This window comes from Xanthomonas sp. NCPPB 2933, from assembly GCF_056725225.1.
Map to the genome: position 1 here is coordinate 2,211,750 of NZ_CM161518.1, position 21,004 is coordinate 2,232,753.

A 21,004-nucleotide genomic window follows, 5' to 3' on the forward strand; every position below is an offset into this window, starting at 1 on the left:
CGTGCAGGCAGCCCAATCAGGGTGTGCCCGACTCGGGCAATCACCGCATTGCATCAACCACGCTGTCTCATCTCGACTTGCATGACAGATGTTGATCGTGACCACGCTCCATTCCCGGATAAACGCATGAAGCCAACGCTGCACCACACACAGACCTCCCGATGGCACACCATCGCAGCGTGGTGCCTGAGCATCGCGCTCTGCGCGCTATCGGCAAGCGCAGTGGCTGCATCGGTCGCAGCCACGCCCACGCCCACACCGGCGCAGTACGCGCAGGCTATCGGCTTGTCCGATCACTACGCGTCCTTGGTCGACCAGCAACCGACGGCGCCAGTCTGGATCGATGCGGTACGCTTCCTGTATCGGCGCGGTGTTGCACGCACCAACCAGGCGCCGGCCATCGAGTACCGCCTGGTGGATGCCGCCAGTGGCCGCAATACGCTGGCCTTCGATCATGCGAGGTTGGCGGCGGCGTTGACGCAGGCGGGTGCGCAGGACATTGATGCAACGCAACTGCATCTGGAGGACCCCACGCTGCAACAGCAACGCCTGGGCTTTCAGCTGGCGAAGCTGGGCTGGCAATGCGATCTGGCGCGCTACCGCTGCGAACATGTGCCCGAACGCGATGTGCCGGCCGAGACGATGGACATGCGTCTGCCGTTCAAGCAGGGCGAACGCGAGGCCAAGGTGTCGCCGGATGGCCGCTGGCGCGCCTGGGTGGAGCACGCCAATCTGGTCATCGCGCCGGTGGCCGGTGGCGAGCGAAGCGTGCTCAGTCGTGATGGTCGTGCCGATGATTACTACGCGCTCGACAGCATCCAGTGGTCGCCGGATTCGCAGCATCTGGCCGCGTATCGGGTCAAGGTGCCACCGCCGCGCATGGTCTATTACATCGAATCCGCACCGGCCGATCAGGTGCAACCCAAGTTGCACCAACAGGTCTATCCCAAGCCCGGCGATGTGTTGCCGGTGATGCAGCCGGTGTCGTTCGATATCGCCACGCGTGCGGCGCATCCGGTGGCGATGACCTTGCTGCCCAATGCCTTCAGCTTGAGCGAGATGGTCTGGTGGAAGGACAGCCGCGGCTTCACCTTCGAATACAACGCGCGCGGCCATCAGCTGTATCGGGTCATCGAAGTGGACGCACGTACGGCCGCCGCACGCACCTTGATCGAAGAAACCTCGCCCACCTTTATCGAATACTCCGAACTCAGTGGCGACCACGAGAACGGCGGCAAGCACGCGCGGCGCGATCTGGCCGATGGCAGGCAGATCCTGTGGGCATCCGAACGCGATGGCTGGGAGCATGTGTATCTGTACGACGGCCGCAGCGGCGAGGTGATTCGCCAGGTCACCCGCGGCGATTGGGTGGTACGCAAGCTCGATTACCTCGACGAGGCTGCAGGGCAGCTGTATTTCACCGCCTCCGGCAGGCAGCCCGGCGAAGACCCGTACTACCGCCACGCCTATCGCATCGGCCTGGATGGCAACGGACTCACTGCATTGACGCCAACCGCCGCCGACCATCAGGTCAGTTACTCGCCGGATGGAAAGTGGTTGCTGGACCTTTACTCGCGCGTGGATCTTGGGCCGGTGCTGGAGTTGCGGCGCAGCGTCGATGGCAGCCTGGCGCGCACGGTGGAGCGTACCGATCTGAGTCGTCTGCAGGCCGCTGGCTGGCAGCCGCCGTTGCCGTTCCATACCACCGGGCGCGATGGCAAGACCGAGATCTGGGGCGTGATCCAGCGCCCGCAGCAACTGAATCCGCAGCAGCGCTACCGCGTGATCGAATACATTTACGCCGGCCCGCAGGGCTCGTTCGTGCCGAAGAGTTTCACCACGCGCGTACCGGCGCTGACCGGGCTGGGCTTTGCGGTCGCGCAGATCGATGGCATGGGCACCAACAATCGCGCGCGCGCCTTCCACGATGTGGCCTGGCGCAATCTCAAGGATGCCGGTTTGCCGGATCGTATTGCCTGGCATAAGGCCGCCGCCGCGCAATATCCGTGGTACGACATCGCCGGCGGTGTCGGTGTGTACGGCACCTCGGCAGGCGGCCAGAACGCGCTGGGGGCGTTGCTGTTTCATCCGGAATTCTATGTGGCGGGCGTGGCCAACTCCGGTTGCCACGACAACCGCATGGACAAGATCTGGTGGAACGAACAATGGATGGGCTGGCCGGTGGGGCCGTGGTACGCCGAATCGTCGAATGTGGAAAACGCAGCACGGCTGCAAGGCCATCTGCTGCTGGTCACCGGCGACATGGACATGAATGTCGACCCGGCCAGCACCTTCCAGGTCGCCGATCGCCTGATCAAGGCCGGCAAGGACTTCGACCTGCTGGTGGTGCCTGGCGGCGATCACGGTGCCGGCGGCGATTACGGCAAACGCCGTCTGCTGGATTTCTTCATGCGCTGGATGCAGCAATCGCCAACGCCGCAATGGAATCGTAACCCGGCAACGCCGACGACGCAGGCACCGTGATGGATGCGCTTTGCGTGCCACGGCACGCTGCCTGATCGCGCACTGTGTGCCCTGGTTGAGTGAGCAGTGTGCGCAGGAGAATGCGCATTGCTCGCTGTCATTTTTACCGGCGCGCCCAAACATCAGTACAGGTAGCGACAAGCGATACGTCAACGCAGCTGCTTCAAAAACTGCCGCGTAACGGCACACCCAACTGTGGACTGGACTGCCAACACAACGCCAACCGATGATCGTTCAGATGCGAACCATGCTGTTTTCCGCATGCGTGGTCGCCAAATGCGACAAGACGTGGCGCGTGCGCACAGGCACATTGTGACCAGCTGATGAAACTGGAGCGCATGGGCGACTCCAGTGCGGAATGACCTCTTTAGATAACGCGCGTCGTTGCGCGGCCTCAGCTGGTCGCGCGCATCGCAGGTTGTCTGCGTGTCCACTGTATGGCCGTCGCCAAAGATGTCGCTGCGACGCGCCGCTGCCACTTGTCTCCACCCGCGCTGGTACACGCCGGCACGGGCGCGTGTTGCCCGCCGTTTGTTTGTCGTTTGAATCAGGAGCCCCGCATGCCGATGTTGCTGTTGCCTTTCTCACGGACCACCGTTGCCAGTGTGCGGCCCGTGCCGAGCATGCTTGCCACTGCGCTGTTGCTGGCGCTTTCGGCAACTGCAGCCGCACCCGTGTCTGCGCAGCAAGCAGGCAGCAGCGGCGATGCGCCCCAAACGCTCGATAGTGTGGTCGTCACCGGCTCGCGCCTGCGCCGCGTGGATACCGAAACCGCCAACCCGGTGATCACCGTCAGCCAGGAACAGATTGCCGCCACCGGCAAGGCCACCGTCGGCGATCTGCTGCAGGAGCTGCCATCGATCGCCGGCAACGCCACCAACCCGTATACCAACAACGGCGGCGGCACCGGCGCCTCGGCGATTTCGCTGCGCGGCTTGGGCGATAAGCGCACGCTGGTGCTGGTCAACGGTATCCGGCTCGCCTACAACGACGTCAACGCGATTCCGGCCAGCATGATCGAGCGCATCGAAGTGCTCAGCAATGGCGCCTCTGCGGTGTATGGCTCCGATGCCATCGGTGGGGTGGTCAATTTCATCCTGCGCAGCCAGTTCGACGGCGTGCAGTTCAGCAGCGACTTCGGCACCAGCAGCGAGAGCGATGGCAACCGACGCAACTTCGCCTTGACCACCGGCAAGACCTGGGAACGCGGCAGCCTGATCGGCGGCCTGTCGTACCACAACATCGACCCGGTCTCGGCAGCGGCGCGCGACTATTCCAAGGACGCGCTGGCATTGACCAACGGGCAACCGGTGAAGCAGGGCTCGTCTGCCACGCCCACCGGCACGGTCAATTTCAACGATGGCTCGGAACAATCGAATCAACTTGCGCAGGCCAACGGTTGCGGGCGCGTCACGCTCAACAGCGGCGTCAGCGGTCGCGCTGGCCCTGGCGCTTTCCATTGTTACAACGCCAGCGCCGACTCCTACAACTACCAGCCGTTCAATCTGTTGCAGACCCCGCAAAAGCGCACCAATGCCTTTTTGCTAGGCACCTATCGCTTTACCGACAATGTCGAAGGCTACGTCAACACCTGGTTCAGTAAAACCGAATCCGCCTCGATCATCGCGCCGATTCCGATCTTCTCCAACGGCGACAACATCCTGGTCTCGTCGCAGAGTTACTACAACCCGTTCGGGGTGAACTTCGGCACCGATCGCAGCACCGGCACCTCCTACAACGACCTCAATACGCGCGCCACCGTGCTGGGCAATCGCAGCTATCAATACAACACCTACAACTTCCAGATCAGCCCCGGGTTGCGCGGTCACTTCGGCCACAGCTCCTGGCAGTGGGACGCCAACTTCAATTACGGCAAGGTCAAACAGAAATCGATCAACAACGGTTTTCTCGACTATGCAACGTTCAATCAGGCGATCGGCCCGTCTTTCCTGGACAGCGATGGTGTGGTCAAGTGCGGCAGTGCGGGCGCAGCGATTGCCGGCTGTACTCCGCTGAACTTCTTCAACCTCAACGACAGCAGCAACCTCGCCACGTTGCAGGGCATGGTGGTCAACCCGATCGTGACCAGCGTGTACACCGTCAAGCAATTCGAGGCCAATGCCAACGGTTCGTTGTTCGATTTGCCGGCCGGCACCGTCAGCCTGGCGACCGGCATCTCCTATCGCAAGGAGCGCTCGACCACTGCCTCCGATGCGCTGTGGACTGGCGATGAAGACGGCCTGTGCGGTGTGATCGAATTCTGCGCATCCACCTTGAGCGGCAGTTTCGACGTCAAGGAAGCCTATGCCGAAGCCCTGTTCCCGCTGCTCAAGGACTTGCCCGGCATCAACGCGTTGAACATCACGCTGGGCACGCGTTTTTCCGACTTCAGCTCGGTCGGCAGCAAGACCAATAGCAAGGTGTCGCTGGAATATCGCCCGATCGAAAATCTGTTGCTGCGCGGCACTGTTTCGCAGGTGTTCCGCGCGCCCAACATCAACGAGTTGTATGCCGGCGTGGCCGGCGATGCGGCCACCGTCAACGACCCGTGCAACGGTTACACCGGCGGCAACAGCGTGGCCTGCGCAAACGTGCCGACCAACGGCAGCTATCAGCAATCCGATGGTCAGGTGTCGGGCAAGGTGTCCGGCGCGGTGGTGGCCGGTTATCAACTCAAGCCGGAGACCGGCAAGTCCTACGATGTGGGGCTGGTCTACGACCCGCAGTGGATCGATGGCCTGTCGCTGAGCGCGGACTGGTGGCGCATCGATCTGGAAGACACCATCACCACGGTGTCGGCGCAGACCGTACTCAATCAATGTTTTGCCAACTCGGCTAGTTCCTTCTGCGCGCTGATCCATCGCAACGGCAACGGCACCATCAATTACATCGCCGAGCCCACCGTCAACCTGGGCAAGCTCTGGGCCAAGGGCATGGATTTCAATCTGACCTATCGCCTGCCATCCACGCCTTGGGGCAATGTCACTGCAGGGCTCAATGGCACCTATCTCACCCGTTACGACGTGCTGCCCGATACCACCGATCCCAGCTCGGTCACCATCCACAACGTGGGCCGCTACACCCAGGCCTACGGCAATTTCCCGCGCTGGCGTGCGCTGGGGACCGTGAATTGGGCGTTGGACGATTGGAGCGCCACCTGGCGCATCCGTTATGTGGGCAATACCGCCATCGGTAATTCGGATCCGGACCAGAGCCTGTCGGCCGATTCCAGTGAGCCGACGGTGGTGCGCAAGATCGGCGCCTACGTCTACAACAACCTGCAGTTCGGTTATAACGTGGAGCCCTGGCATACGCGCTTTGAAGTGGGCGTGGACAATATCGCCAACAAGCAACCACCGTTGTATTACTCCAACAACGTGGGTAACGCCAACACCGATGTGGCGACCTACGATCTGCTTGGTCGGTTCTATTGGGCACGTGCGACGGTGAAGTTCTGATCGCCGCCGCTTCGTCGCTGCGGTTTCAATACACTGGTGCGCGCCACCCGATCCGGTCGGGCGCGCGCAGGCGGTGCCACGCAATCGCTTCTCTGGCGGCTTCTGCCAGTGTGGCTTGTAACGGCGCGCGCAGTCTGCGCGCACCGACAGGAGCTAAGCTGATCCTATGACCGATGTCTTCGTTACCGAGCACACCACCGACCACGCGCTGAGCTTGTCGCGGCGGCGCTTTCTGGCCTGGAGCAGTCTGGCGGTTGCTGCGGGTTTTCTGCGATTTCCTGCGCAGGCCAACGCCGCACAACCGGGCAGTATCCGCGCGGTACCGTTGGCGCAGGTCAGGCTGACGCCGTCGTTGTTCCTGGATGCGCTGCAGACCAATCGACGCTATCTGATGCGGCTGGAGCCGGACCGGCTGCTGCACAACTTCGTGCTGTACGCCGGCCTCGACCCCAAGGCGCCGGCGTATGGCGGCTGGGAAGCGGACACCATCGCCGGACATACGCTGGGGCACTATCTCAGCGCATTGGCCTTGATGCATGCGCAGACCGGCGATGCGCAATGCCGCACGCGTGCGCGTTATCTGGTCGCAGAGCTCGCACGCTGCCAGGCGCATGCAGGCGATGGTTACGTGGCCGGATTCACGCGCAAGAACGCCGCAGGCAAGATCGAAAGCGGCCGCGCCGTGTTCGATGAACTGAAAAAAGGCAAGATCGACCCGGCGCCGTTCTATCTCAATGGCAGCTGGGCACCGCTGTACACCTGGCACAAGCTGTTCGCCGGCCTGCTCGACGTGCATGCGCATTGCGACAACGCGCAGGCGCTGCAGGTCGCGGTTAGTCTTGCCGACTATCTGCAAGCGGTGTTTTCCGCACTCGACGATGCGCAGTTGCAGAAGGTGCTGTCGTGCGAATTCGGGGGCCTCAACGAATCCTTCGTCGAGCTGCATGTGCGCACCGGCGATGCGCAGTGGCTGGCGTTGGCGCAACGCCTGCATCACCACGCCGTGCTCGATCCGCTCATCGCCCAGCGCGACGAACTGGTGCATCAGCACTCCAATACCAACATCCCCAAGCTGATCGGCCTGGCACGCGAATACGAAGTGACCGGCGATGCCGCCTCGGGCGCGGCGGCGCGCTTCTTCTGGCACACCGTCACCGATCACCACACCTACGTGATCGGCGGCAATGGCGACCGCGAATATTTCCAGCAGCCCGACAGCACTTCGAAGTTTCTCACCGAGCAGACCTGCGAGCACTGCGCCAGCTACAACATGCTCAAGCTCACCCGCCATCTGTACCAGTGGGGCCCGCAGGCAGAGTTTTTCGACTATTACGAGCGCACGCTGCTCAACCACGTGATGGCGCAGCAGCATCCACGCACCGGCATGTTCACCTACATGACACCGATGCTGGCCGGCGAAGCGCGCGGCTGGTCGTCGCCGTTCGACGATTTCTGGTGCTGCGTCGGTAGCGGCATGGAGGCGCATGCCCAGTTCGGCGATTCCATCTATTGGCAGGACGGGCAGGACGTTTACGTCAACCTCTACGTGCCCTCCAGCGTGCGCGATGCCGCCGGGCTGGACATGACCCTGCGCAGCACGATGCCGGAGCAGGGCAGCGCATCGCTCCGCGTCGATGCCGCGCCGGCCGATCAACGCACGCTCGCACTGCGCGTGCCCGGCTGGGCGCAGTCGCCGGTGTTGCAGCTCAATGGCCAGCCTGTCGATGCTGCCGTCAGCGAGGGCTATCTCCGTATCACCCGCGTCTGGCGCGCTGGCGACACGCTCAACTTGTCGTTCGAGATGCCACTGCGCCTGGAAGCCGCAGCGGACGACCCGGCCTGGGTCTCGGTGCTGCGGGGGCCGCTGGTCTTGGCTGCGGACCTGGGCGATGCGGCAAAACCCTGGTCGGGCAAGACCCCGGCATTGATCGGCGGCGATGAGGTCTTGCAGCGTTTGCAACCGGTGGCTGGCCAGACCGCGTTCGACTACAGCGACGGCGCCCAGCACTGGCGGTTCTCCCCGTTCTACGCCCAGTTCGACCGCCGCAGCGCGCTCTATCTGGAACACCGTGATACCGCCGCATGGCAGCAGCGCCAGACTGAGCAGGCCACAGCAGAAGCAAAACAACGCGCGCTCGACACACGCGCACTGGATCGCATCGCCCTAGGCGATGAAACTTCCGAGAAAGCCCACAGCCTGCAAAGCGAAAGCTCCTACGCACTCAGCTACCGCCGCCGCGCGGGCCGCGACGCCCGCACCGGCGGCTTCATCGCCTTCACCCTGCGCAACACCAGCAAAGCCAGCATCCTGCGCCTACGCTACTGGGGCGACGAAACCCGCCGCCGCTTCCGCATCCTCGCCGACGGCGAACTCGTCGCCAACGAACGCCTGGACGGCAACCGCGGCCTGGATTTCGTCGATGTGGATTACGCATTGCCGGCAGCCGTAGCCGGACGCGCCACCCTGCAGATCCGCATCGAACCTGAAACCGGCTACTCAGCCGGGCCTGCGTTTGGGTGTTGGGTGTTGGAGTCGGCGTGAGCGCAGGCGCGAGTGTCGTAGCGAACACATCTTAATCATATGACGGGCCCTTACGAGACATCGAAAAGCAGTAAAGTAGTAAGGATTTATTCATACCCCTTAAAGCCTAGAACTTTCGCGTCCTTTTTGTCTAGCGTATATTCTCCGCCGCCGCCTATGATTCCTAAGCGCTTATTAACTAAAAAGACGACTATTATTTTTGAGGGCGTTTGGGAAATTCCCATCGAATAAGAGTCGAGGTCTCGCAGCAAAGAGTAATCGCCGCTGGGAGGATACATTGCTATTATTCGAGTTTGAAAATCTTTGCTTGCTGCTTCAATTGCTTTAATGATTTCTGCACTATTAGGTTCCGCGCTAGAAGTGCTAACGAAGAATAGCGATAAAAATAGCATAAAGGATTTGAATTTCATAATTGCCATCCGAAAGCATTGCTGAGAAATTCCAAAAGCCTATTGTTGTTGCCGTCGCATCCGCAGCCGGAGCTCGGAATTGCCTCAGGGAGATCACTGTAAGGCGAGCCTGAAGTGGAAAATCTCAATAACTTGCCCGAGGGCGTTCCTAAGTAGGCCGCATCCCCATAGGGTATTCTTGTGTCAGCCTTTGAGAACGCTTCTCCCAAATAGCCCGGAGTTACATCTCCGTGTGTGTGGTACGCGCCAGTTGCTCCATCTGGCCGCGGGCCAGGGTTCACTGAAGATGTCAGACCGCGTCGTGGCGCCGTGTAACTATAGTACCCGTTCGGTTTTTGATACACCCAGCCACCGTATTCCAAATCTTCTCTTATCGATGCCGGTAGGATGTCCTTAAGCGCCTGAGCTGCTGCCAAATTTTCTGTCCTGTAACAATCACCTGGAAGCAGGCCAAATTTGTCCGACCAACGGAATGGACTTGAGAGGCTATAAACGTAAGTGCCGATCCCTCCGTTAAATCCAATCGGATCACTCTGTCCATACCGTCCGGTAGCAGTGTCGTAGTCCCGGAAGTAGTTCTGATTCAACCCGCTCGCCGCGTCAAACCGCTGCCCCGGAAAGCGCATATCCAACACCAGCGCTGCACCATCTCCATCAGTATCCTGATTCGGTGCGGTGTTACCGAAGGCTTCGCCCTTCAAGCTCCACGTCCACACGGCCACATCGCGGGTTGGGTCGATCACCACGCGTGGGCTGCCCAGGTGGTCGGGTTCGATGTAGTGCAGCGTGTTGGCATTGGCCAGCAGGCCGACCGGTAGATCGTCCAGCCAGATCGCCTGTTGCTTGGGCGCGCCGTTGCTGTCGTAGTCGCCTAGCCAATGGCCGGCTTCGTCATAGAGCGTGTAGGTATTGGTGGTGCCGAGGAAGCGGCGCACCTGCTCGCCACGGCCGTTGTAACGGTAGTTCATCACCAGCGCGCCTGCACGCTTGGCCATGCTCATGCGGCCGGATGCATCGTAGGAGAACTCCCTCGCTTTGCCGCCGATCGTCAGCGTATTTCCCGCTTTGTCGTAAGTGCGCGCCACGCTTGCTACCGCACTCAGGCGATGATTGGTCGCCGGATAGGTGTAGACCTGTGTCACGCCGCCGAACTTGGCGCTGAGGCGATTGCCGGTGGCGTCATAGCTATAGCCGTCGATGACTGTTCCAGTGGTACCGTCCGTGAGGGCGGTGAGGCGGCCAAGGGTGTCGTAGCCCAGGCCGATCTCTGGTGTGGGATTGCCTGCTGGGGTGAGCGCGGTGAGATTGCCGACAGGATCGAAGCCGAAGCCCACTTCCAGTCCGCCCGGGCGGGTGTCCCGGATAGCCTGTGGGCGATAGTCCAGATCGTACTGGCGGGCGAGGGTGCGGCCATTGCCGTAGGTCCAGCCGGCGGCCGGGCCGAACGGATAGTAGCTGGCGTTGCTCAGCAGTACCTGGCGGCTGCCACCGGCCGGGGTAACGCCAACTTCGGTGGTCTGGCCTTGCGCGTTGCGCAGGTAATCGACCACCGCGCCATCCGGATAGGTCATGCGCCGCAGCTGCCCTCCGACCGTGTAGTCGTAACGCAGCACTAGTACTTTGCCGTTGCTGGTCTGCACCTTGCGGGTAACATCGCCAAACGCGTTGTAGCAATATTCGGTGGTGCCACTGGCATCGCTCATGCGCGACAGGCGGCCGACAACAAACGCTTCGCCGGCCGCACAGACCGTCGGCACAACGTCGTAGGCGTAACTGATATCCAGGCCGTCGGTTGGCTTTGGATAGGTCAGCTTGGTGAGGCGATTGAGCGCGTCATAGCCGTAAGTCGTGATAACCCCACGCGCATCGGTCTGAGTGGCGCGGTTGCCGGCGCTGTCGTAGGTGTAAGCGGTGACGCCGGTATCTGGACTGGCCAGTTTTGTCAGGTCGCCAAACCCGTTGTACTCGTACGTGGTGCCCAATCCCTTTGGATCGCTGACCTTGGCCAGGTTGCCTTGGTAGTCGTAAGTAAATTTGGTTTCGGCCTTGATGCCGCTGGCGTCCTGCAAGCTGCGTGCGAGCCTGTTCAGCGGGTCATACTCGCTCAGCGTGGCGGTACCCAACGCGTCATTCACTGCGATGGTGTTGCCTTTTGCATCGTAAGCGAAATCGGTCGGATCACTTGCAGCCGTTGCCTGCGTCTTGAGTTGTCCAAGCTGGTTGTAGACGCGTGATAACGTACGCTTCAGCGTTCCGGCGACATCTCGGGTGTCTTCCTTGATCTGGTTGCCGGCGTTATCCAAGGTGTAATGCACCGTGTTACCGGCATTGTCGGCGACATCGGTCAGGCGATGCGCACCGTCATATGTGAAGGTAGTGAATCCGCCGTCAGGTTGCGTGACTTGCTTGATCAGGCCCGTGGGCCAGTAATCGATGCGTGTGATACGGTCGTCCAGGTCGCTCGCTGGATCGGCTCCGCGCACTTTGGTCGCGGTCAGCCAGCCGCGACGGTGGTAGCTGTAGTCGGTGATGTTGCCGTTTGCATCTTTGATGGAAAGCGGACGACCTGCGCCATCGTAGGCGAGATACTCAGTCACCTGTCCAAGTGCATTGGTGGCTTTCCAAAGATCGCCTTTGCGGTGCGGACAGGTTGTGGGCGCTCCAGCGCACGAACTATCGTCGCTTCCGTAGTAGGTGTAGGCAGTCGTATCCGGTACATCCATACGCGCACTATCGGACAGTGTGATTAGCCCCAGGATGGGGCAGCTACCCGCATCGAGAGCTGCTTGTTCGCAGTATTCATTGCGTGAGGTTCTCACTACACCGGTGACAGCGTCTGTTTGTGTCCGAGCAATTTGCTGGCCACGTCCATTGTAGGTAAGAACGGTGGACTGGCGTAACTTGCCTTTGGGGTCGTAAATCCTGTGTTCGAGCAGTGTGTTTTTGGCGACATCGCGGACGAACTCCTCGCGTTGTTGCTGTGCGGCACCCGCAGCCTTGACGATTGCGGATAGATATGTCGGCTGGTACTCGTACTTCGTGACGGTTCCCGCGCGATCGGTTTTCGATTGCAAGCGTCCGTCGGCTAGGTAAGTATTTTTGTCGTTTCCAGCTTCACTGGCGAGGTTCTCCAGCGATCGATACAGGCCGGATCCTGCACTGAATATCTTCTTTTCGCCAAGTGCATAGGTCACGCTTGTTGTCGTTGAGCTATCGTAGCTAAGCGAGACGGCGTCCACCTGTTCGCTTCCGGACTCCAAAGCACTACCAATGACGCGGCCATTGGGCTCGTAATTGAACGTGCCGTAGCGACGCCCATCTTCCGATGTGATGCCGGTGAGGTGATGTATCAATTTAGGGTCGGCAAGACCTTGCTCGTGATAGTGATAGCGCTTTACGCTGCCATCGCCATAATCTGCTGCGGTAAGATTTGAGTCGCGATCATAGTCATAACTGATCAGGCTTCCATCGGGAAGTGTGATGGATCGTAGGCGATCAAGTGCGTAGTTGAATTGGATCTTTCTGCCGGACGCGTCGGTCGCCGATGTCAATTGTTCTTCGATGTAAGAGAGTGTGACGTCATTAGAGGGGGTTGCCGGATTTCGTACGGATAGCAGCGCACCGTCGCGGTTGAAGTCCCGAATCTCACCAGAAGCCTCAAAGAGGCGATACTGCGCCTCTGGCGTATTCAGATAAATCATAATGCGATTCGAGTTTGCTCCTCGATAGATGTTTCCATCTACTTTGACGAAGTTTTCGTAGTTCCCCTCCGCATCGATCAAGACGGGGGAGTACGTGTCTGTTGAGACCAGATAGTCGCTATAGCTATGCGACCAGCCAACCGCAAAAGGGTTGTCGCGGTCGCGGAATTGAGCGAGTGAGTGGTAGTACCTGGAAAAGGGTCTCCCCGCGAACATGAAGTCGGTTTCGGTCCGCGTCTTGTCGCCAGTGGTGGGGTGACAGGGGTTTGCGGTGGAGCAACTCGATATCTGGCCCGCTCTGGCGGACATGAACGAGAAATCCGCGCTCGATCCGCACATCAGCGCTTGCGGAAGCTCGCTCTCGGTCCAGCCGCCGCCGAAGTTGGGGGAAAGTCCGGACTCACACGAAATCAGGCGTCTCTTGTAGATCGACCAATTGAGCTTTCCCTTCGTCACCGTGCCATTGGATGCGGTGCAAGTGGTCTCGCTGCTAAAGTCTTTTTGACCGTAGCGGATGGCATTCCCGCTCAAGCCGAGGTTGGTGGTGTTGTAGTCGCGGGTTGTTTTTCCGAGGTCGAGGCTGCATCCACTTTTGATGCGAGTACGAAGATGCGCTAACGCAGCGCTAATCAGTTCGCCCTCGTTCGTGCAATATGTCGAATAATTTGGATCCTGCGGCGCGGCACAGCCTGGATTGCCCTGGCCGTGGACACCCATGTCAACCGTATAAATCGGATCGGCAATTTGTTTCGCTGGACGATCCAGAACGTCGTAACGTAGCGAAAGCTGCCCCGTAAGCGGATTGGTCACAGAGGTGAATGTGTGTTGGAGATACTGTCCGACGCCGGCATATCGCGTGCTGGCCGCCAACGCCGCCAGTGCCTCCACTTGCGTCGGATAGCATCCTCCCGATACGCAAAATTCAGCAGGCGGCAACGCCTGTGCCAAGACTGGCTCGATAGGAGCTGATGCAATATAGGTAGCTGTGCAAAGTACAACTCTGAGCAGCACAGTCGGCACTTTGCAAAGACGTGTGTGCGACGAACGTAATGCAGAATCAGTTTCCTGAGAAACGCTGTCCATGCAATCTTCCTTTGATATGAGCCTTTAGATCTCCTGTCGGCTTGGCCGACGGGAGCACTTCCTGTTTGACGCTACATCCATGCAGTCGCGTGCGAGCCTACGCCTTCATCACCATGGCGTCCAGCGCTTGGCGCCCGAATAGCAGCGGCTTGTCGAAACTGCCACGCTCAGTGACGAGGCTCAGTTCTGATAAGGATTAGCGGGGGAGGACGCCCTTTGCTATGGAGATTGCTGTAGACACTCAAATACAAAGACCGGCGATGACGCCGGTCTTTGTGTGTTTACCCCACCGCCACAACGGATTTAGGCAGACAACTCCAGCAGCAACTTGTTCAACCGCTTCACATACCCAGCCGGGTCCTTGAGGCTGTCGCCTGCCGCCAGCGCCGCCTGGTCGAACAGCACCCGGCTCAAATCGCCAAACCGGTCCATATCCTGCTCCGCATCCAGCTTTTCGATCAGCGGGTGGGCCGGGTTGAATTCGAACACCGGCTTGGTTTCCGGCACGGCCTGGCCGCTGGCTTCCAGCAGCTGACGCATCTGCAGACCCAGGTCGCCCTGGCCGATGGCAAGGATGGCCGGGGAATCGGTCAGGCGGTGCGAGACACGTACTTCGGCCACGTCGTCGCCGAGCGCGGCCTTGATGCGCGAGGCCAGGCCTTCCTTGGATTTGGCGACTTCTTCCTGTGCCTTCTTGTCTTCTTCCGAATCCAGCTTGCCCAGGTCCAGGTCGCCGCGTGCCACGTCCACGAACGACTTGCCGTCGAACTCGGTGAGGTAGCTCATCAGCCACTCGTCGATGCGGTCAGTGAGCAGCAGCACTTCGATGCCCTTCTTGCGGAACACTTCCAGATGCGGGCTGTCCTTGATCTGCGCGTAGCTTTCGCCGGTGAGGTAGTACAGCTTGTCCTGGCCTTCGGTCAGGCGACCGACATAATCGGCCAGGCCCACGCTTTGTGCGCCAGTGGTGTCGTGCGTGGAAGAGAACCGCAGCAGACCGGCGATTTTCTCGCGGTTGGCGTAATCCTCCGCCGGGCCTTCCTTCAAGGCCTGGCCGAAGTTGCGCCAGAACGTCACATACTCTTCCGGCTTGTCCTTGGCCAGTTTCTCCAGCATGTCCAGCGCACGCTTGGTCAGCGCGGACTTCATCGAATCCACCACCGGGCCCGATTGCAGAATCTCACGCGAGACATTGAGCGACAGGTCCGACGAATCCACCACGCCCTTGATGAAACGCAGGTACAGCGGCAGGAACTGCTCGGCCTGATCCAGCACGAACACGCGCTGCACATACAACTTCAGGCCCTTGGCCGAATCGCGGTGATACAGGTCGAACGGCGCGCGGCCGGGCACGAACAGCAGCGAGGTGTAATCCAGCTTGCCCTCGACCTTGTTATGGCTCCACGCCAGCGGGTTGCCCGCATCGTGCGCAACGTGCTTGTAGAATTCCTGATATTCCTGCTCGCTGATCTCGCTCTTGGGGCGCGTCCACAGCGCGCTGGCGCGATTGACCGCTTCCCACTGCGGCTCTGCCGGCGCATCGGCGTCTTCGCCGTGATGCTCCTTGCGCATTTCGATCGGCAGGCCGATGTGGTCGGAATACTTCTTGAGGATGCCGCGCAGCGTCCAGCCGTCGGCGAAGCTGTCTTCGCCTTCTTTCAGCTGCAGCACGATGCGGGTGCCTCGCTCGGGCTTGTCGATACTGGCGATTTCGAACTCGCCTTCGCCACGCGAGGACCAATGCACGCCTTCGTTGGCGGGCAGGCCGGCGCGACGCGAATACACGTCGACCTGGTCGGCGACGATGAAGGCGCTATAGAAACCCACGCCGAACTGACCGATCAGGTTGGCGTCCTTCTTCTGGTCGCCGCTCAGATGCTTGAGGAAGTCGGCGGTGCCGGACTTGGCGATGGTGCCCAGATGCGAGACCGCATCTTCGCGGCTCATGCCGATGCCGTTGTCGTCGATGGTGACGGTGCGCGCGTCCTTGTCGTAGTCCACGCGGATGCGCAATTCGCCGCCGCCTTCCAGCAGTTCCGGCTTCACCAGTGCTTCGAAACGCAGCTTGTCGGCAGCGTCGGCGGCATTGGACACCAGCTCTCGCAGGAAGATTTCCTTGTTCGAGTACAACGAGTGGATCATCAGCTGCAGCAGCTGCTTGACCTCGGTCTGGAAGCCAAGCGTCTGCTTGTCGGTATCAACGGTCATTGGGGTCGTGCTCCGTGGTGGTCCAGGCCGCAGTGCGGCCGATGGCCTGGGGGATGAGGTCGCACGGGGATTTTTTCAAGGCAAGCCGATGGATCCGGCATTGTCGGCGCACTGCGACACCAGCGGCGCCAGCGCTGGGCAGCGCTATCATGGCGGCCCGTTTGCCTCGCCTTGCTCCATGCCGCCACGCGTCCTGCCACTATCCCGCGCTTGCTGTCCTCCATCAGGAACGTTGCGATGAGCCGCCCCGCACGGCCGGCGCCGCGTGGCGCGGAAGGGCAGGTGCGCATCGTCGGCGGGCGCTGGCGCAACACCAAGCTGGCGGTGCCGGATCTGCCGGGCCTGCGCCCGAGCAGCGACCGGGTCCGCGAAACGGTATTCAACTGGCTGATGCCGCGCCTGCCTGGTGCGCGCGTGCTGGACCTGTTCGCCGGTTCCGGTGCGCTGGGTCTGGAAGCGGTGTCGCGCGGCGCTGCACATGCGACCCTGATCGAGCGCGACCCTGGCCTGGTGCAGCGGCTGCGCGAGCACGTGGCCAGGCTGGATGCGGCCGATCAGGTGCAGGTGCTGCAGGAAGACGCGCTGCGCTGGCTGGAGCGCGTGCCGGGGGCGCAGGCCAGCATCGTGTTCGTCGACCCGCCGTTTGCCGCCGGCCTGTGGCCGAGCGTGCTGGAACGCCTGCCCGCGCACCTCACACCGGATGCCTGGCTGTATCTGGAAGGCCCGGCCGAACTACCGCCGCAGGTGCCGGCCGGCTGGCATCTGCACCGCGAAGGCGCCACCCAGCAGGTGCGCTATGCGCTGTATCGCCGGGCCGCTGCTACACTGAACAGCGACCCGACCCCGGTAGTTTCCGTATGAGCGTGGCCAACAGCCGCACTGCTGTCTATCCCGGTACCTTCGACCCGATCACCAATGGTCATATCGACCTGGTGAATCGCGCCGCGCCGTTGTTCGAGCGGGTGGTGGTTGGTGTTGCCTACAGCCCGTCCAAGGGGCCGGCGCTGCCGCTGGAGCGCCGCGTCGAGCTCGCTCAGGAAGCCTTGGCCGCACATGCCAATGTGGAAGTACGCGGCTTCGATACGCTGCTGGCCCACTTCGTGCGCGACATGGGCGCCGGTGTGCTGCTGCGCGGTCTGCGCGCGGTGTCCGACTTCGAATACGAATTCCAGATGGCCAGCATGAACCGCCATCTGATCCCGGAGGTGGAGACGCTGTTTCTCACCCCGGCCGAGCAATACAGCTTCATTTCGTCCTCGCTGGTGCGCGAAATCGCGCGGCTGGGCGGGGACGTGTCCGGTTTCGTTCCGGCTTCGGTCGTCGAGGCCTTGCGGCAGGTGCGGCAATCCCGCGCGCAGGCCTGATTCTCTAGCAGTCACATCACCACATGCTTTTCAAAGGGAGGAGTTTCATGAAACACACAATGCGCGCGCTGGTGCTCGCTTCGATCGCCGCTCTGGCCGTCACCGCCTGCAAGAAGGAAGAGCCGGCACCGACCGCCGCCGCCGCCCCGGCTGCGCTGACCGCACCGGCCAAGGACGACAACGCCGGCTGGAAGAAGTACCTGCAGGAAGTGGTTGGCCAGAACCTGGGCACCACCACCAACAGCCCGTTCCTGTACTACTTGCCGCCGGAGTCCGATGCCGAGTTCGCCGGCAGCTACGAGCGTCAGCTGGAAAGCGTCAAGACCGCGCTTGCCCGTGGCGTGCAGCCGGGCAACATGCTGGCGTTCGGTTCGTCCGCTTCGACCAAGATGGCCGACCTGATCGATGCGGCGTTCAAGGACGTGGCACCGGACTCGATGAAGGGTGTGCGCGTGCTGTTCATCGGCAACGCTGCCGACAACGCGCGCGTGCAGACCATCGTCCAGCCCAAGGGCGCGGAATACATCTTCGTTGAAGCCAAGTAACGCCGTACCAGGCCGGATGCGCGGGAGGGCGCATCCGGCCACCGTGTGCAGATCCAGCAGCCTGCTGCTGGATCTGCATGCCACCGGAGCCGGCCATGTCAGCTCGGTGTCCGACAGCGCCCATGGCGTTGTCCGTTTGCTGGCCTGCGCTGCCTGCGCCCGCCTGCGGCAGTACGTTGCGTTCCAGCGCCTGCGGTTGAATCGCGCCGCGTCACATCGCATGGTGGCGTCGATATGTCGCTGAAGATCAACGAGCTCTGCGTCAACTGCGATGTCTGCGAGCCCGCGTGCCCGAATCAGGCCATCTCGATGGGCGAAACCATCTACGTCATCGACCCGGCACGCTGCACCGAGTGCGTAGGGCATTTCGATGAGGCGCAATGCGTGGTGGTGTGCCCGGTCGAATGCATCGACCCGGATCCGGCCATCCCGGAAACCCATGATCAATTGCTGGCCAAGCTGATGCAGCTGCAGCGCGATCATCCAGAATTGTACGAACAGGAGCCTCCCGCCCCGTGAGCATTTTTTCCCGACGTTGTTCTGCGCGCGGCCTGTTGCTGCTGGCGTTTGTGCTGGCACCGCCGGCGTGGTCCGCCGATGGCGCCAAACCTGCGGCGGCCGCCACATCGCCGGTGGCAGGGCATCCGCCCGGTGCGGCGATTGCCAGCGGTCATGCCCTGGCTACCGATGCCGGCCTGCAGATCCTGCGCGAGGGCGGCAATGCCTTTGATGCGGCCATCGCGGTGTCGTCCACGCTGGCGGTGGTCGAGCCGATCAGCTCGGGGCTGGGCGGCGGCGGCTTCTTCCTGCTGCACGATGCCAAAACCGGCAAGGACGTGATGCTGGATGCGCGCGAAACCGCGCCGGAGTCGGCGACGCCCGAGCAATTCTTGAACAAGCAAGGCGAGCTGGACCGCGACCGCTCGGTCAACGGCGCGTGGTCGGCGGGTATTCCGGGCCTGCCTGCGGCGCTGGTGGAGCTGGCTGCCAAGCACGGCCGTTTGCCGCTGAAGCAGTCGCTGGCGCCGTCCATCCGCATCGCCAGCGAGGGCTTCCCGGTGTACGCGCGCATGGCAAAGGGCTATGCCTCGCGGCGCGAGGTGATGGAGCGTTATCCAGGGACGCGTGAGGTGTATCTGCGCGGCGGAAAGCCCATTGCGGAGGGCGACATCTTCAAGCAGCCCGAGCTGGCACACACCTTGAAGCTGCTGGGCGACAACGGCTTCGACGGTTTCTACAAGGGCGAAACCGCCAAGAAACTGCTGGCCGGCGTCAAGCAGGCCGGCGGTCAGTGGAAGGCCGCCGAGCTGTCCGGCTATCGGGTGAAGGAGCGCGCGCCGATCCAGTTCGATTACCGCGGCTGGAAGATCACCACCGCGCCGCCGCCGTCCTCCGGCGGGATCGCACTCGCTGCGATGCTGCAGATTCTGGAAGGCTGGGATCTGGACAAGCTAGACGACGCGCATCGCACCCATCTGGTGGTGGAAGCGATGCGCCGCGCCTACCGCGACCGCACCTTCTTCCTCGGCGACCCGGATTTTGTCGCCGTGCCGCAGCGCGTGCTGACCAGCAAGGATTACGCGCAAGGCCTGCGTGCCACCATCAATCCGGAAAAGGCCACCCCCAGCGATCTGCTGTCGGGCAATCCCACGCCGCTGGAAGACGACGAGACCACGCATTTCTCCATCATCGATGGCGAAGGCAACCGCGTCGGCGCCACCCAGACCGTCAACCTGCTGTACGGCTCCGGCCTGATCCCCAAGGGCACCGGCGTGCTGCTCAACGACGAGATGGACGACTTCGCGCTCAAGCCGGGCACGCCCAATGCCTTCGGCGTGATGGGCTATGCCGCCAACGCGCCCAAGCCGGGCAAGCGCATGCTCAGCTCGATGACGCCGACCTTCATGGAATCGGCCGACAAGGTCGCGGTGATCGGCACCCCGGGCGGCAGCCGCATCATCACCATGGTGCTGCTCGGCATCCTGGGCTACGACGCCGGCCTGGACGCGCAGCAGGTCAGCGCCTTGCCGCGTTATCACCACCAGTGGCTGCCGGACGTGATCGAGGCCGAGAGCAACGCGTTCTCGCCGCAGACCGCCAAGGCGCTGCAAGCGATGGGCCACGCGCTCGAGCTACCCGGCGATACCGCCGCCGGCGGCCGCGGTTCCAGCCATGTGTGGGGCAACCTGCAGACGGTGGAATGGGACAAGCGCAGCAACGTGCTCAGTGGCGGTAGCGACCCGCGTAATCCGGTGGGCAAGGCGCAAGTGCAACTGGCGACGCCGGCGCGTTGAGTGCGGCCATGTCCTGTACTCGCATTGCGAAGGACGTAATACGCATGTCGGTGCCTGCATAGTGACGCAGGGTGGGCCACGGCCCACCCTGCGCTGCCCGCAACAGCTTGGCAGCGGCGCATGCGCCAACACTGGCGCGATCGCCGCATGCGATCAGTTGAGCTTGAAGTAGGTTCCGTTGTGCTGTGCGTCGTAGCAGGTGGCGCCTTGCAGGCGTTTGTCGTTGGTGTTGCCGGGTGACTGTGGATACACATGGCACGCCAGATACTGAGCCGGGTTGCCGGTGAAACGGAGCGTGAAGTGTTGCTTGTCATCGGTCGCACTGGTGTGGACCCCGCCATTGGCCAGGATCGTGACCTCGCATGTGGCCTGCGGCGCGGTTTCGCACTGGTGCAATAGCGTCTGCAACGGTCCTGTGATGTTGGTGTACATGCCGGAGATCCAATTGTTGAGGGTCTGGTTGGCATTGGCGTTCCATTGCTTGGTCGCCAGCGCGGTCTGACTCAGGGTCAGCAGACCCATCGACAGCATTGCGGCGAGGCATCTCCCTATGCGCGGACGCCGCCGCATGCTGCACGGCCTCGAGCCAGTGCGGGTGGAATGGGAGAGGCGTGTGATCGGCTGGGTAGTCATCTGTGATCCTTGGATGATGAGGAAGGCCATGCCCTGGCCACTCGGGATGGCGAGTGCGCGGCAGGTCGATGCGGTGCGGTGATACATGGCATCGCCGCACCGCCAAGGTAGATCGATGCTGCTGGAAAGAATTGGCGGAAATGACGGCAATTGCCGGGCTTTCAACGTGAAGTCGCTGCCTGCGGTGAGCGGTTTGCAGCGTTTCCGCGGAAGGGCCGACCAACCCGGTGGAATTGCTGATACCGCACTGCGCGCATCGGCAGCCGGTCGCAGAATCGGAGC

At 61.8% G+C, this 21,004-nt stretch carries 12 protein-coding genes; 8 read left to right on the forward strand and 4 right to left on the reverse strand.

All coding sequences use genetic code 11. From position 1 onward, the window contains the following. Positions 1–126 precede the first annotated feature (126 nt). The 3 genes from AC1PLU_RS09050 to AC1PLU_RS09060 all read left to right on the forward strand — a co-directional run bounded on the left by AC1PLU_RS09050 (position 127) and on the right by AC1PLU_RS09060 (position 8,484). Complete coding sequence (locus tag AC1PLU_RS09050) at positions 127–2,484, forward strand: S9 family peptidase (protein ID WP_481108244.1); 2,358 nt, start codon at positions 127–129, stop codon at positions 2,482–2,484. 560 nt (positions 2,485–3,044) lie between these two features. Then, entirely contained in the window at positions 3,045–5,942 is a 2,898-nt protein-coding gene (locus AC1PLU_RS09055) for a TonB-dependent receptor plug domain-containing protein (protein WP_481108245.1), read from the forward strand. 166 nt (positions 5,943–6,108) lie between these two features. Then, positions 6,109–8,484 (forward strand): beta-L-arabinofuranosidase domain-containing protein, encoded by a 2,376-nt coding sequence (locus AC1PLU_RS09060; protein ID WP_481108246.1) that lies wholly within the window; start codon positions 6,109–6,111, stop codon positions 8,482–8,484. Between the two features lie 86 nt (positions 8,485–8,570). On the opposite strand, the gene AC1PLU_RS09065 is transcribed toward AC1PLU_RS09060, so the two are convergent. The 3 genes from AC1PLU_RS09065 to htpG all read right to left on the reverse strand — a co-directional run bounded on the left by AC1PLU_RS09065 (position 8,571) and on the right by htpG (position 15,886). Then, the gene (locus AC1PLU_RS09065) at positions 8,571–8,894 is read right to left on the reverse strand and encodes a hypothetical protein (protein ID WP_084217888.1); all 324 of its coding nucleotides are present in this window, start codon (positions 8,892–8,894) and stop codon (positions 8,571–8,573) included. Then, complete coding sequence (locus tag AC1PLU_RS09070; RefSeq protein WP_481108247.1) at positions 8,891–13,678, reverse strand: DUF4329 domain-containing protein; 4,788 nt, start codon at positions 13,676–13,678, stop codon at positions 8,891–8,893. Before AC1PLU_RS09070 ends, AC1PLU_RS09065 begins: the two co-directional genes overlap by 4 nt. Before the next feature lie 303 nt (positions 13,679–13,981). Then, entirely contained in the window at positions 13,982–15,886 is a 1,905-nt protein-coding gene (htpG, locus tag AC1PLU_RS09075) for a molecular chaperone HtpG (RefSeq protein WP_176341166.1), read from the reverse strand. A 237-nt stretch (positions 15,887–16,123) separates the two neighbouring features. On the opposite strand from htpG, the gene rsmD reads away from it, so the two are divergent. From rsmD to ggt, 5 genes are all read left to right on the forward strand, one after another. Continuing rightward, on the forward strand, positions 16,124–16,747 hold the full coding sequence (gene rsmD, locus AC1PLU_RS09080) for a 16S rRNA (guanine(966)-N(2))-methyltransferase RsmD (protein WP_481108248.1): 624 nt from the start codon (positions 16,124–16,126) through the stop codon (positions 16,745–16,747). Next, positions 16,744–17,250, forward strand: coding sequence for a pantetheine-phosphate adenylyltransferase (gene coaD / locus AC1PLU_RS09085; protein ID WP_006448932.1), 507 nt, complete (start codon positions 16,744–16,746; stop codon positions 17,248–17,250). Before rsmD ends, coaD begins: the two co-directional genes overlap by 4 nt. A 47-nt stretch (positions 17,251–17,297) precedes the next feature. Then, positions 17,298–17,795, forward strand: coding sequence for a hypothetical protein (locus AC1PLU_RS09090; RefSeq protein ID WP_055825988.1), 498 nt, complete (start codon positions 17,298–17,300; stop codon positions 17,793–17,795). Between the two features lie 234 nt (positions 17,796–18,029). Continuing rightward, positions 18,030–18,314, forward strand: coding sequence for a YfhL family 4Fe-4S dicluster ferredoxin (locus tag AC1PLU_RS09095; protein ID WP_003489796.1), 285 nt, complete (start codon positions 18,030–18,032; stop codon positions 18,312–18,314). Beyond that, the gene (gene ggt, locus AC1PLU_RS09100; protein WP_481108249.1) at positions 18,311–20,089 is read left to right on the forward strand and encodes a gamma-glutamyltransferase; all 1,779 of its coding nucleotides are present in this window, start codon (positions 18,311–18,313) and stop codon (positions 20,087–20,089) included. Before AC1PLU_RS09095 ends, ggt begins: the two co-directional genes overlap by 4 nt. 153 nt (positions 20,090–20,242) lie before the next feature. On the opposite strand, the gene AC1PLU_RS09105 is transcribed toward ggt, so the two are convergent. Further along, positions 20,243–20,887, reverse strand: a complete 645-nt coding sequence (locus tag AC1PLU_RS09105; protein ID WP_481108250.1) for a hypothetical protein — start codon at positions 20,885–20,887, stop codon at positions 20,243–20,245. Positions 20,888–21,004 lie beyond the last annotated feature (117 nt).